The sequence below is a fragment of the Streptococcus sp. HMSC072G04 genome (assembly GCF_001813295.1).
Taxonomy (GTDB): Bacteria; Bacillota; Bacilli; order Lactobacillales; family Streptococcaceae; genus Streptococcus.
In genome coordinates, this window is the sequence record NZ_KV812017.1 from 1 (window position 1) to 13,041 (window position 13,041).

Here is a 13,041-nt window from a genome sequence, read left to right on the forward strand (position 1 = left end):
CTTCATTTTGTCCTGCTGTCATTTCGCACAAATTCTATTCTATCACGGAATAGAAACTTTGTAAAGTCCTTCAAAACAATTTCAATGAAATTCAGACAATAATTCTATGATTCGTTTTTTATATTGCAATTGTTGCCAGTCTCTATCCGTTGCTGGATCCCATTTTAAAGGAAGATCTGCAATAATTTCACCGGGATTATGATTTAAGATATAGATCCGGTCACTCAATGTCAAAGCTTCTTCGATACTATGAGTGATCACTAGAGTGGTGAGACCAAGACGTTCCTTACTGTCTAGATACCAGTGATAAAGATCCTGCCTTGTCAATTCATCTAAGGCACTAAAAGCTTCATCTAATAGGAAGACAGAATGACCCAGAAGATAGGTTCTCAATAGCGCCACCCGTTGCCGCATCCCCCCACTCAGGGCATTGGGATAAAGGTTGGCAATACTTCCCAATTTAAATTCATCTAACAATTTTAGAGCTGTAGATGTTGCCTCTTCCTTAGGAATCTTTTTTAATTGAAGGGGAAGAATAATATTTCCCAATACTGTCTTATGTTCTAACAAAAGATCCTTTTGTAGCATATAGCTGACTTTTCCAAAGGAGATCGGGGCATCATCTACTTCTATAGCGCCCTTTTGTAAGGGAAAGATCCCAGCAATTAAATTAAACAAGGTTGATTTCCCTACCCCACTTGGACCTATAATAGAGACGATTTCTCCTTTTTGCACTTCTAGTGATACATTGTTTAAAACTGCTTTATCTCCAAAAGAGAAACTTACATCTTTTACGGTTAAAATATCAGTCACCTACCAATTCATTTGTAAAACCTTTGTCTTCTAAGTCATTTGAAACCAATCCTTGCTCTTTTGCCCAAGCATAAAAAGCATTCCAACGCTTGGAGTCAAACTGCCCCCATTTATCCTTGTCTGAAGCATATTGACTGGAAAGATATTTTTGAGAAGCTAGTACAAAATCACGCTGGTTAGCCAAAGCAGGGGCCTGTTTAATCAAGATATCTGCTGCTTCTTCTGGATGCTCTATAGCATATTGGTAGCCTTTTTTCACCGCTTGAATGAATTTCTTTGCTTCCTCTTTATGAGACTTCAAATAGTCATTGTTAGCAATAATAACAGGCGAATAGTAGTCAAATGCAGGAACAAAATCTTTCATATAGAAGAAATTGGTCTTCATTCCCTTTTGCTCAGCCAAAATTCCATCCCAACCGTGATAAATCCAAGCAGCATCAAAGACCTTATTTTCAATCGGAGTAATGGAATTTGAATCACTATTTGGAACCAATTTTACTTGATTAAAATCAGCCCCCTCTTTTTTCATCATCGATTTGATCATTTCCAACTCAATCGGATCATTCCAGGTACCATACTTCTTACCAACCAAATCTTTTGGACTTGTGATCGCTGCATCTTTTCTTGAAATAATCCCTGACGTATTGTGTTCGACGATAGCTGCAACAGCGGTAATCCCCGCACCTTTATCCAATTTCTTGGCCATAGAATCTTGGAAATAAATACCAAATGGAGCTTTCCCATTAATAATCAAATCAGAACTACTGTCTTCCGGCGGAAGTTTTATATCTACATCCAGTCCTGCATCTTTAAAATACCCTTTTTCCTTTGCTACATAGAGACCCGTATGATTGGTATTCGGGGTCCAATCTAGAATAAAATCAATCTTTTTCAAACCACTTGACGATTGCTTGACAGAATTTTGACAAGCACTCAAGAAAACAAATCCCAATATTATTGAGAAAAATAAACCTATTGACTTTTTCATTAGCTATACCTCTTTTACATTTTTGTCAATTTAATTTTTACACCATTTACAAGTTTGTCAATTCTTTTTCCATTTTAGAATGGTTCGTTCTAATTGGTCAACGAGAAACATACCGAGTAAACTAATAGCAGAAATCAATACAATGATCGCAAACATCGTATCATACTGAAATAACTTCTTCGATTGGATCATATAGACCCCCAATCCATCAAAACCTCCTAACCATTCTGAAACTACCGTACTGATAAAAGCATAGGAAACGCTCACACGTAAGCCTGCAAAAAAATAAGGAAGCGCTGCAGGAATTTTATAATGGACTAAGGTCTGAAAGCGATTGGCTTGCATAATCTGAAACAATCTCAGAATATCTTGATCGCAATGTCGAAAACCATCTAAGAAACTAACTACGATGGGAAATACCACCGTAATAATGATCAAAACCAGTTTTGGAAGCATACCATAACCAAACCAAAGAACCAGGATGGGGGCCAAGGCAATCGTCGGAATGGTTTGAATAACAACCATAAAAGGATAGACCAGATCATTCACCCATTGAAAACTATCCATGAGAATCGCAAAGCCAGCAGCAAGAAGAACGCCTATAACAAGTCCGATCAAGGCCACTTGAAGGGTAGACAAACTGTGATGAATCAGGAGAGCTCGATCTCGTACAAAGGCATTCCCAATTTCAAGTGGCGTTGGTAATACAAATTTGGGGAGGATATTTAAAAATCCTGCTAGCTGCCATAAGACAAGAAGGCTGCTAAAACCTGCAAATCCTATCAACTGTTTTGAATATCTTTTTACAAGAGACATCGTAACCTCCTTTCTCACAAATAAAAAACGCCTCCAAAATAGGAGACGGATTGCACAAGGTCACTCATAACGAAAAATACATTTCATTTGTTTCCTACGCTGGCATTACCCAGATCAGGTGCGGTCGAAGCTTACACTTCCTCTCAGACTGTACACAGACTCCCATATGTATTTATTATAATAACTGTTTTAGACGATAAAAGCAAGGAATTAATCCAAATAACGAATTAAATTCTTCTCTGTTAAAATATCTGAATAGGTGTAAGACTCCACGTATGTATTGGCCGGTTCACCTGGTAAACTATTGTCGTTCGTATACTCGATAATAAATAAAGAAGGATAGACCTCAATCAAGCGTCCAAATTTATTTTTTTGACGTTTCCGTCCATTTTCAAGCGTCATTTCAACCACTTGTCCTTCATGGGCCTTAATTTCTTCCTTAATTTTTTTCATTTTTGCAACATCTGTAAATGCATCACTCATCTTATTGATCCTCTCTCTTTGAAATACTTGAGAATTTATTGTATTCCTTTTGGAATATTAATTCGACTGTCCCACGCGCACCTGAACGGTTTTTCTCAATAATCACTTCAACCGTATTATTGGGCATTCCATCTTCGTCCTCTTCACCAGCTCGATCATAATAATCATCACGGTACAAGAAAGCAACAATATCCGCATCCTGCTCAATCGATCCAGATTCACGAATATCAGAAAGAACAGGACGTTTGTCTTGGCGCTGTTCCACACCACGTGATAGCTGACTCAAAGCAATAACGGGAACTTTTAGTTCCTTAGCCAAAATCTTTAACTGACGGGAAATTTCTGAAACTTCCTGTTGACGGTTTTCTCTTCCAGTCCCTGTAATCAGCTGCAGGTAGTCAATCAGAATAAGACCGAGATTCCCTGTTTCCTGCGCTAATTTTCTTGCTCTCGAACGAATCTCAGTGATCCGAATTCCTGGAGTGTCATCGATGTAAATACTCGCATTGGCCAAATTTCCTTGAGCAATGGCATATTTTCGCCACTCTTCATCCGTCAATTGACCTGTACGAATCGAATGGGATTCAATTAAGCCTTCAGCAGCTAGCATCCGGTCTACCAAACTTTCAGCACCCATTTCTAATGAGAAAATAGCCACTGTCTTATCCAACTTTGTCCCGATATTTTGAGCAATATTTAGAGCAAAGGCTGTTTTTCCTACTGCAGGACGAGCCGCTAAAATAATCAACTCTTCCTCATGTAGCCCCGTCGTCATATGGTCCAAATCGCGATAGCCTGTCGCAATACCCGTAATATCAGAGGTTTGAAGCGAGCGGGCTTCTAAGCTACCAAAATTTATATTCAAGATGTCTCGAATATTTTTAAATCCACTACGATTTGCGTTTTCACTAACATCAATCAGAGCTTTTTCAGCACCCGCAATGATTTCATCTGAAGGACTTGCACCATCATAAGCTTGATTAATACTTTCCGTTAATCGAGAGATCAATCGACGTAAGACAGCTTTTTCGGCAACAATCTTCGCGTAATACTCCGCGTTAGCTGAAGTTGGTACCGAATTAATGACTTCTACCAAATAGGAGAGACCGCCAATATTTTGGAGATCCCCCTGACTATCCAAAATATTTCGAACAGTCGTCGCATCAATCGCATCCCCGCGGTCAGCTAGATCGATCATGGCTTTAAAAATCAAACGGTGCGAGTACTTAAAGAAATCGCCAGGCTCGATATATTCACGAACAAAGACCAATTTCCCCTCATCAATAAAGATGGCTCCCAACACTGATTGCTCCGCTTGGATATCCTGAGGTTGTGTTCGTAATTCCTCTATCTCAGCCATAAAAAAACCTTTCTATCGATCGTGTTTACCCTTCATTTACACGAATATTAATCACACCTGTAACATCTTGATAAATTTTTACAGGGACGTCAATCAAACCTGTTGAACGAATTGGAGAGGAAACTTGGATATGACGTTTATCAATTTTAATGCCAAATTGTTTCTCAAGCTCTTCTGCAATCTTTTTATTAGTAATAGAGCCGAAAGTACGGCCATCTGGCCCAATTTTTTCAGTGAATTGAACAACAGTTGCTTCTTCTTCTAATTTTGCTTTAATCTTTTGCGCTTCCGCTAACAATTCAGCATGCGCTTTTTCTTCTGACTTTTGCTTTCCACGAAGCTCACCGATTGCTTGGGCATTGGCTTCTTTCGCAAGATTTTTCTTGATCAAAAAGTTTTGTGCATAACCAGTAGGCACTTCTTTAATTTCGCCTTTTTTACCTTTACCTTTTACATCCGCTAAGAAAATAACTTTCATTCTACATTCTCCTTTTCAATAGTTACTTCGTTTTCAATAGTCTCAATCAGTTGTTGACGAATACTCATCAAATCTTGACCCTCAATTTGAGAGGCTGCCGAATTGAAATGACCTCCCCCGCCAAGCTGTTCCATGATACGCTGTACATTGACTTTACTTCGACTTCGTGCAGAAATCGAGACAGTCCCACTTTGATTACAAGCAATGACAAAGGTTGCTTCCACCTCAGACATGGCCAGCATACTATCAGCTGCTTTACTAATGGTTACTGAATCATAGGCTTTAGTCGTATGGGCACAAGCTACGATGATATGCGGCAAAATCTTTTCACCAGTCAAGATCAGTTCGTTCACTTCGCGGTACTCGTCAAACTGAATAGCAGAAATCTCCTGAATGGCTACACTATCACTACCTCTTGAGCGAAGGTAACTCGCCACATCAAAGGTCCGACTCGTAACACGTGCGGAGAAGTTCTTAGTATCCAGCATGATCCCAGCCATCAAGACACTAGCTTGAATCTTCGTCAACCGATTTTTCTTCGACTTCTGGAACTGGATAAGCTCACTAACCAATTCGCTCGCGCTACTTGCTCCACTTTCAATATAGGTGATCAGAACATTTTCAGGGAAATCATCATCCCGACGGTGATGGTCAATGACAATAATCTGTTGAAATTTCTGATAAAATTCTTTAGAAAGGGTCAAAGCTGTCTTAGAATGGTCAACCATAATTAACAAAGAGCGATCCGTCACCATTTGCATGGCTTCCTCTAGGGTAAGGATTTTCGTTACCTGCTCTTCTTCTAGTTTCGCAATTGCTCTTGAAATATCACTAGCCATTGCATGCGGGTCATAGACCACATAAGAGGAAGCCAAAATATTGCTAGAGAAAAACTGCATTCCCACAGACGCTCCTAAAGCGTCCATATCCAAGTTTCTATGCCCAACAATAAAAACTTGATCAACGGATTTAATCTTATCCGAAATAGCTGTCATCATAGCGCGTGTGCGAGTCCGAGTCCGCTTAACAGCTGAAGCTGTTCCACCACCAAAGAAAATAGGGTTTTTCTGTTCATCATTTTCTTTGACTACTGCTTGATCCCCACCACGAACTTCCGCAAGGTTCAGGTTCAAGAGAGCCACTTTACCAATCTCATCATGCTCCCCGTCACCGTACGAGAATCCCATACTTAAGGTAATAGGTAGCTCACGATTTTTAGCTTCTTCACGAAATTGATCGATGACTGAAAATTTTGATTCCATCAACTGTTCTAAGACCGTGTAGTCTGTAAACAAATAGAAACGATCCATCCCCACACGTCTGTAAAACATATGGTAATGAGCTGTAAACTCTTCTACAAAGTTGGCAATAAAACTATTGATATTGCTAATATCAGAGTCTGAAATGACATCTTCTAGATCATCATAGTTATCAACAGAAATAATACCGATAACGGGACGAGTTGTCACCAATCCCACAGTTGCTTCATACTCACTTGAAACATCAAAAAAGTAAACAACACTAGACGTCTGATCAAAGTAAACAGAATATTTCTTATCGGCTACAGTGACATAATGACCTTTATCCTCAAACAGAGTATTGAGTAACTTTTTCAATGATTCAACATCAAAGTCCCCATCATCTGTTGAAAAAATCAATTCAGCATAAGGGTTGAACCACTCTACTTCATTTGTCTCTTCATTAATTTTGATAACTCCAACAGGCATTTTATCAAGGAGGGATGCTAATCCGCTTTCTGCCTGATGGTTAACGTATTGTATTTGTTCTAATTCATCTAACTCTGAAATTTGTAACTGGTATTCAAATAAAGCAATCAATCCAGCTAAGACTAAAAAAATTGCAATGAGAGTTACATAGCCTTTGCCAAAGATTCTTAAAAAAATTGCTAAAATTGCAAATGAAATAAAACCAATTAACACATAATGGATGAACGATAAACGAAATTTTTTCATCATAAACCTCTTCTCGGAATTATACCATAAATAGAGGTAAAAAGCGAGGTTTCTCTCTATATTACAGAGAAGATCGACCTGTAAAAGCTCTTCCTCGGCTTCACTACTTTGTAAACAAGGTTTACAACTGTGTAAATAGTAACAACCGATTTCAATCCATAAAATTGAGGCTGAAACATCATCTCAGCCCCATTTGATTAGTGGTTTGCTTTATTTTTGGAGATACTACGAGATTTACCTTCCAAGTAAACCATTAAAATAGAGATATCCGCTGGATTGACACCTGAGATACGACTTGCTTGACCAATCGTTTCTGGATTAATTAATTTAAATTTTTGACGCGCTTCGGTTGCAATAGAGTCAATATCATCCCAGTCAATATTCGCAGGAATTCGTTTTTCTTCCATACGCTTCATTTTTTCGACTTGGTCCATTGCTTTTGAAATATAGCCTTCGTATTTAATTTCAGTTTCAATCAATTCAATGATTTTATCATCCAGTTCTTCAGCTGCAGGACCGATAAATTCTACCACATCTTGGTAAGAGACTTCTGGTCTTCGCAAGAATTCTTTAGCAGTGACAGCATCTGTCAATGGTTTAAAGCCCATTGCAGCAACCTTCTCATTGGTTTCCTTTACAGGCTTTAACTTAATGCTATCCAAACGCTTCATCTCGTTTTCAAACTGATACTTCTTGGTTTCGAAACGTTGCCAACGTTCATCATCTACCAATCCAATTACTCGTCCCATTTCTGTCAAGCGCATATCGGCATTATCATGACGCAAAATCAGACGGTATTCTGCACGGCTTGTTAACAAACGATACGGTTCGATCGTTCCCTTTGTTACCAAGTCATCGATCATGACCCCAATATAACCATCACTGCGTTTCAAAATGAGTTCTGGTTTTCCTTGGATTTTTAGAGCCGCATTGATCCCTGCAATAATCCCTTGACCAGCAGCCTCCTCATAGCCAGACGTTCCATTGGTTTGGCCAGCTGTAAAGAGACCTGAAATTTTCTTGGTTTCCAAAGTTGCGCGCAATTGATGAGGCAAAACCATATCATACTCAATTGCATAACCCGTTCGCATCATTTCTGCCTTCTCAAGTCCCTTAATAGAATGGACGAGATTCCGTTGAACATCCTCTGGTAAACTCGTTGACAGCCCTTGAACATAGACTTCTTCTGTATTTCGTCCCTCAGGTTCTAAAAATAGTTGATGACGCTCTTTGTCAGCAAAACGGACAATTTTATCCTCAATGGACGGACAATAGCGAGGACCCACTCCCTTTACAACCCCTGTAAACATAGGTGCCCGGTGTAAATTATTCTGGATAATTTCATGGCTATGCCCATTCGTATAAGTCAACCAACAAGGAACCTGATCCTTTACATAATCTTCATCACGCGATGTATAAGAAAAATGATTTGGAGCTTCATCTCCAGGTTGAATTTCCGTTTCGTCATAATTAATTGACGATGCCTTTACACGAGGTGGTGTCCCTGTTTTGAAACGTCCAATTTCTAATCCTAGTTGTTTGAGATTATCAGCCAAATTGATAGAAGCTAGACTATGATTAGGTCCTGACGAATACTTGAGATCTCCAATGATAATTTCTCCGCGTAAAGCTGTCCCAGTAGTGACAATAACAGCCTTTGCCCCATACTCTTGGTGAGTCGCAGTCCTTACACCAACAACCTTACCATTCTCCACCAAAATCTCATCAATCATAGTTTGGCGAAGAGTTAAATTTTCTTGGTTTTCAACCGTTTTCCGCATTTCTTTTGAGTAAAGTTCTTTGTCTGCTTGAGCCCGAAGTGCACGAACCGCAGGACCTTTACCAGTATTGAGCATTTTCATTTGGATGTAGGTCTTGTCGATATTCTTCGCCATTTCTCCACCGAGGGCATCGACTTCACGCACGACAATCCCCTTAGCAGAACCACCAATAGAGGGATTACAAGGCATAAAAGCCAGCATTTCAATGTTAATAGTCGCAAGTAAGACCTTACAACCCATACGGCTAGCAGCTAGAGAGGCTTCTACTCCCGCATGCCCCGCACCGATTACAATGATATCGTATTCTTCTATAAAGTTATAATTCATTCTATTTCTCCTATTTTTCAAGATGGATGTGTCGTAATTTTCCGTCCCAGTCTGGTAGGGCTGATTTTAAAAAAGCCGGTTTCAGGTCAACAGTATGTAAATCATCTAAAGCAATCCAACGACAAGGTAATTGCTTTGTATCTTCCTGCATGACCAAAGGTGCCTCCTCAAGTAAGTCTACTAAGTAGTGGAACTCGATGTTGTGATAGTGAACACCAGTTTGTTCGAAGCGATTTTCAACCACGAAAGCTAGCGGACCTGCTTTAGATGTAACACCAAGTTCCTCTTTGACTTCCCGAACTACAGCATCTTCTGTAGTTTCATTGACCTGAATAGCACCTCCGATTGTGTAACAGCCGCCCTCATCTTCAATGACAAACAAGCGATTATCTTTTACAATCAAAGCAGTCGCTCTCACACCAAAAACAGTAGAATCTATTTTCGTCCGAAAATCCTTTTGCCTCATTTTACTTCCTTTCGAAACCACACAAAAACAGTCAAAACTCCAAAGAAGTGCAGGACAAAAAAGCCTGCAACATCCATGAGCTTTGACCATCATGACTATTGTTAAAGTTATTTTATCAAATCAAATCGTTTTGTCAATGCAAATCACTATTTGAGCAAGGTCTGCACACTGACGATAATCATCTGTATTCCTATCGAGAATAGTAAAAGTCCCATCATTTTTGTTATAATTTTCATCAAATTTTCTCCCAAGAAGCCTGCAATTTGTTTTGCACTTCTTAACAGGAGATAAGTGATGACACATAGTAGAGCAAAAGCAACTACGGTCATCAGTTGATTCTGCAAACCTCCATTAGCCAGACTTAAAGCAGTTGTAATTGTACCTGGTCCTGCAAAAAGTGGCATTGCAAGAGGAGAAATAGCAATAGACATTGGATCTGAATTTACTGCTTGCTGCTCCATTCCTTTATAGCTAGGTGAATGATTACCATTAATCATATGATAACCGATAACGGCCACTAATATTCCACCAGCAATTCTGAAAGAAACAATTGTAATTCCAAATACTTTAAAAATGAAATCTCCTGAAAAGATAAAAACAGTTACAATAACAAAGGCAATCAAAAGACTCCTAAAAGCAATTTTTCGTGAAATTTTTTGACTATCATCTGCTACTAAAGCCATGTAAGCAGGAAGATTTGAAATTGGGTTCATTATAGCGAAAAATGCCATAAATGCATAAAAAAATTGAGAACTCATCGCTTTTACTTAGCTTCTTAACTCCAGTTAGATATACTGACAAACTTTTCCATCCCGATAAGCATTGTCAATCAAGCCACCGCCTAGACACTCTTCACCGTCGTAAAAGACAACAGCTTGTCCTGGTGTAATGGCTCGTTGAGGTTCTACGAAAATCACTTCTGCCTTGTCACCTTTAACGTGTACAGTCACCTTTGAGTCAGGCTGACGATAGCGGAACTTAGCTGTACACTCTAATGTAAACTCTTCTGGCATATCTCGTGTAAAGTGAACTTGACTAGCCTGTAAACTTGTTGACATCAATGCTTCATGATAGAAGCCTTGACCGACATAAAGAATATTTTGACTGAGGTCTTTCCCAACTACAAACCATGGAGCATTGTCTCCACCTTGTTGGCCACCAATTCCAAGTCCACCCCGTTGACCGATTGTGTAATACATCAAACCAGCATGTTCACCCATATCTCGTCCATCGATGGTCATCATTCGACCTGGTTGGGCAGGAAGGTAGTTCCCTAGAAATTCTTTGAAATTCTTTTCTCCGATAAAGCAAATCCCAGTTGAGTCTTTCTTTTTAGCTGTTGCTAAGCCAGCTTCTTCAGCTAGACGACGAACCTCTGGCTTTTCCAAATGTCCCAATGGGAACATGGTTTTTTGAAGTTGTTCTTGTGACAGCTGGCTTAAGAAATAAGTTTGATCCTTCCCGTTGTCAACGCCGCGTAACATATGAACAATGCCATCTTCATCACGCGCCACACGCGCATAGTGCCCTGTCGCTACATAATCTGCACCGAGTGTCATAGCATAATCTAAAAAGGCCTTAAATTTGATTTCCTTATTACACATGACATCCGGATTTGGTGTTCGACCAGCTCGGTATTCGGCAAGGAAATATTCAAAGACACGATCCCAGTATTCTTTCTCAAAGTTGACAGAATAGTAAGGAATGCCAATTTGGTCTGCAACCGCTGCTACATCTTTGTAATCTTCTGTAGCTGTACATACGCCATTTTCGTCTGTGTCGTCCCAGTTTTTCATGAAGATGCCGATGACATCGTAACCCTGTTGCTTTAATAATAAAGCTGTTACAGATGAATCCACACCACCACTCATACCAACAACAACACGTGTTTTCGAGTTATCACTCATAGATTTCTCCCATCTTTTCGTTTCTCACGATTGAAGGTCGTGGTTTGCTTCAACGATTGAAGGTCGTTTTGAGCAGTTACCATTTTAACACGCTTTATATTAGAAAACAAGCATCTTACTATTCTTTTGTTGATCAGGATCGATGGGTTTACAGGCCTGTAAATATAAAAAGAGTCCTATTCAAGAACTCTTTTCATACGAATTTAATACCAGCCATTTGCCAACCAGAAATTTTTAGCTGCTGACCATGATCCATAACGGCTGACAACATATTGATTGGCCACTTTTTCTTGGTTTGCAGGTGATAAATCACCATTCAAATAAGTGATAGTCAATTGGTAACGGCCATAATATTGGCCATTTTGTGCTGTATAACTACCACTTGACTCTTTTTGGGCAATCCATTCCTTAGCAGCGGCATCTTCCGCACTCAAGCCATCTGAAGCAGAGACAGTAGTTGTTGCTTGTGTAGTATCAGTTTTACTAGCAGGAGCTTGCTCCGTAGTTTTCTGCGTTGTATTTGCATCTTCAATCTCAAGAACTTGACCAACTGAGATGAGATTCACGTTACTAATCTTATTTTTCTTAGCAATTGCATCAACCGTTGTGTTCTTCTCTTTAGCAATAGCTGATAAAGTATCACCTGATTTTACAGTATAAGAATCTGCATTCGCTACAATTGGAAGGAAAAGTCCTGCAAGTAAACTAAGTCCAATCATTCGTTTCATCATTTGTTTTTTATTCATTATTATGTACTCCTTTATTGGTATACCTCTATACTACACAAGAAATATTTCATATTTATTGAAATAATGTGTCAAATATTTCAGTCAGATGTTAGAAATACTAAAAATCCAGGGTAATATAAATGCTTTAAGCCCCCTTTAAGATTTCTCAGATATTTCGGGAAAAATAGAAGAAATCATCAGCCATATCTGATATAATGAAGTAAAGTGATCACAAAGGAGCAGAGCATGAACTCTTTAAAATTCCAATCAGTTTTTGATATTATTGGACCTGTGATGATCGGCCCATCCAGTAGTCACACTGCAGGTGCTGTTCGAATTGGTAAAATTGTTTCTTCTATCTTTGGAGAGGAACCAAAAGAAGTTGAGTTCCAATTATTTAATTCCTTCGCCAAAACCTATCGTGGTCATGGAACAGATTTAGCCTTAGTAGCGGGCATCTTAGGAATGGACACAGATGATCCTAGAATCCCAGATAGTCTAAAAATTGCACATGAACGAGGCATTCGGATTGTTTGGTCTATTCAAAAAGAAAGCAATGCTCCTCACCCAAACACAACGACTATTACTGTTAAAAATGATCATAAAACGATTTCTGTCACTGGAATCTCAATTGGTGGTGGGAACATACAGGTTACTGAGTTAAATGGCTTTGCCATCTCGCTAAATATGAATACTCCAACCATTATCATTGTTCACCAGGACGTCCCTGGAATGATCGCCCATGTGACAGAAGCTCTTTCTCGCTATGATATTAATATTGCACAAATGAATGTAACACGGGAAAAAGCTGGAGAAAAAGCGATTATGATTATAGAAGTTGACTCAAGGAGTTGTGAAGCAGCGATTGACGATATCCGTAAAATTCCTCATCTTCATAATGTCAACTTTTTCAAATAAGGA

At 39.2% G+C, this 13,041-nt stretch carries 13 protein-coding genes and 1 riboswitch; of the genes, 1 reads left to right on the top strand and 12 read right to left on the bottom strand.

The features are described from left to right. Nucleotides 1–81: 81 nt before the first annotated feature. From HMPREF2904_RS04590 to HMPREF2904_RS04645, 12 genes are all read right to left on the bottom strand, one after another. Nucleotides 82–813: an ABC transporter ATP-binding protein gene (locus HMPREF2904_RS04590; protein WP_070660452.1), complete on the bottom strand. Its 732-nt coding sequence runs from the start codon at nucleotides 811–813 to the stop codon at nucleotides 82–84. Beyond that, on the bottom strand, nucleotides 806–1,801 hold the full coding sequence (locus HMPREF2904_RS04595; protein ID WP_049506426.1) for an ABC transporter substrate-binding protein: 996 nt from the start codon (nucleotides 1,799–1,801) through the stop codon (nucleotides 806–808). The genes HMPREF2904_RS04590 and HMPREF2904_RS04595 overlap by 8 nt, the downstream gene beginning before the upstream one ends. A 57-nt stretch (nucleotides 1,802–1,858) precedes the next feature. Then, entirely contained in the window at nucleotides 1,859–2,617 is a 759-nt protein-coding gene (locus tag HMPREF2904_RS04600) for an ABC transporter permease (RefSeq protein ID WP_070660454.1), read from the bottom strand. Between the two features lie 74 nt (nucleotides 2,618–2,691). Beyond that, nucleotides 2,692–2,793, bottom strand: a riboswitch (TPP riboswitch). A gap of 34 nt (nucleotides 2,794–2,827) precedes the next feature. Next, entirely contained in the window at nucleotides 2,828–3,100 is a 273-nt protein-coding gene (locus tag HMPREF2904_RS04605) for a Veg family protein (RefSeq protein ID WP_003009183.1), read from the bottom strand. A gap of 1 nt (nucleotide 3,101) precedes the next feature. Then, complete coding sequence (dnaB, locus tag HMPREF2904_RS04610) at nucleotides 3,102–4,460, bottom strand: replicative DNA helicase (protein ID WP_070587662.1); 1,359 nt, start codon at nucleotides 4,458–4,460, stop codon at nucleotides 3,102–3,104. A gap of 25 nt (nucleotides 4,461–4,485) precedes the next feature. Next, on the bottom strand, nucleotides 4,486–4,938 hold the full coding sequence (gene rplI / locus HMPREF2904_RS04615; RefSeq protein WP_003002156.1) for a 50S ribosomal protein L9: 453 nt from the start codon (nucleotides 4,936–4,938) through the stop codon (nucleotides 4,486–4,488). Continuing rightward, nucleotides 4,935–6,914: a DHH family phosphoesterase gene (locus HMPREF2904_RS04620; RefSeq protein ID WP_083307530.1), complete on the bottom strand. Its 1,980-nt coding sequence runs from the start codon at nucleotides 6,912–6,914 to the stop codon at nucleotides 4,935–4,937. The genes rplI and HMPREF2904_RS04620 overlap by 4 nt, the downstream gene beginning before the upstream one ends. Before the next feature lie 194 nt (nucleotides 6,915–7,108). After that, on the bottom strand, nucleotides 7,109–9,019 hold the full coding sequence (gene mnmG, locus HMPREF2904_RS04625) for a tRNA uridine-5-carboxymethylaminomethyl(34) synthesis enzyme MnmG (RefSeq protein WP_070660458.1): 1,911 nt from the start codon (nucleotides 9,017–9,019) through the stop codon (nucleotides 7,109–7,111). A gap of 10 nt (nucleotides 9,020–9,029) precedes the next feature. Then, a complete protein-coding gene (locus HMPREF2904_RS04630) occupies nucleotides 9,030–9,485 on the bottom strand; it encodes an NUDIX hydrolase (protein ID WP_070660460.1) in 456 nt (151 codons plus the stop codon). Between the two features lie 146 nt (nucleotides 9,486–9,631). Then, nucleotides 9,632–10,243 carry a MarC family protein gene (locus HMPREF2904_RS04635; RefSeq protein WP_049526536.1) on the bottom strand — a complete coding sequence of 204 codons (612 nt, stop codon included), beginning with the start codon at nucleotides 10,241–10,243 and terminating at the stop codon, nucleotides 9,632–9,634. A gap of 27 nt (nucleotides 10,244–10,270) precedes the next feature. After that, nucleotides 10,271–11,392 carry a tRNA 2-thiouridine(34) synthase MnmA gene (gene mnmA / locus HMPREF2904_RS04640; RefSeq protein WP_070660463.1) on the bottom strand — a complete coding sequence of 374 codons (1,122 nt, stop codon included), beginning with the start codon at nucleotides 11,390–11,392 and terminating at the stop codon, nucleotides 10,271–10,273. Nucleotides 11,393–11,595: 203 nt separating this feature from the next. Continuing rightward, nucleotides 11,596–12,138 carry an aggregation-promoting factor gene (locus tag HMPREF2904_RS04645; protein WP_023919981.1) on the bottom strand — a complete coding sequence of 181 codons (543 nt, stop codon included), beginning with the start codon at nucleotides 12,136–12,138 and terminating at the stop codon, nucleotides 11,596–11,598. Nucleotides 12,139–12,366: 228 nt separating this feature from the next. On the opposite strand from HMPREF2904_RS04645, the gene sdaAB reads away from it, so the two are divergent. Then, a complete protein-coding gene (sdaAB, locus tag HMPREF2904_RS04650) occupies nucleotides 12,367–13,038 on the top strand; it encodes an L-serine ammonia-lyase, iron-sulfur-dependent subunit beta (protein WP_023919982.1) in 672 nt (223 codons plus the stop codon). Nucleotides 13,039–13,041 lie beyond the last annotated feature (3 nt).

What these genes read in the sequence shown, in the direction of transcription:
- sdaAB (WP_023919982.1), top strand. Translation starts at nt 12,367, where the DNA reads ATGAACTCTTTAAAATTCCAATCAGTTTTTGATATTATTGGACCTGTG.
- HMPREF2904_RS04605 (WP_003009183.1), bottom strand. Translation starts at nt 3,100, where the DNA reads ATGAGTGATGCATTTACAGATGTTGCAAAAATGAAAAAAATTAAGGAA.
- dnaB (WP_070587662.1), bottom strand. Translation starts at nt 4,460, where the DNA reads ATGGCTGAGATAGAGGAATTACGAACACAACCTCAGGATATCCAAGCG.
- rplI (WP_003002156.1), bottom strand. Translation starts at nt 4,938, where the DNA reads ATGAAAGTTATTTTCTTAGCGGATGTAAAAGGTAAAGGTAAAAAAGGC.
- HMPREF2904_RS04645 (WP_023919981.1), bottom strand. Translation starts at nt 12,138, where the DNA reads ATGAATAAAAAACAAATGATGAAACGAATGATTGGACTTAGTTTACTT.
- mnmG (WP_070660458.1), bottom strand. Translation starts at nt 9,019, where the DNA reads ATGAATTATAACTTTATAGAAGAATACGATATCATTGTAATCGGTGCG.
- HMPREF2904_RS04630 (WP_070660460.1), bottom strand. Translation starts at nt 9,485, where the DNA reads ATGAGGCAAAAGGATTTTCGGACGAAAATAGATTCTACTGTTTTTGGT.
- HMPREF2904_RS04620 (WP_083307530.1), bottom strand. Translation starts at nt 6,914, where the DNA reads ATGATGAAAAAATTTCGTTTATCGTTCATCCATTATGTGTTAATTGGT.
- mnmA (WP_070660463.1), bottom strand. Translation starts at nt 11,392, where the DNA reads ATGAGTGATAACTCGAAAACACGTGTTGTTGTTGGTATGAGTGGTGGT.
- HMPREF2904_RS04595 (WP_049506426.1), bottom strand. Translation starts at nt 1,801, where the DNA reads ATGAAAAAGTCAATAGGTTTATTTTTCTCAATAATATTGGGATTTGTT.
- HMPREF2904_RS04600 (WP_070660454.1), bottom strand. Translation starts at nt 2,617, where the DNA reads ATGTCTCTTGTAAAAAGATATTCAAAACAGTTGATAGGATTTGCAGGT.
- HMPREF2904_RS04635 (WP_049526536.1), bottom strand. Translation starts at nt 10,243, where the DNA reads ATGAGTTCTCAATTTTTTTATGCATTTATGGCATTTTTCGCTATAATG.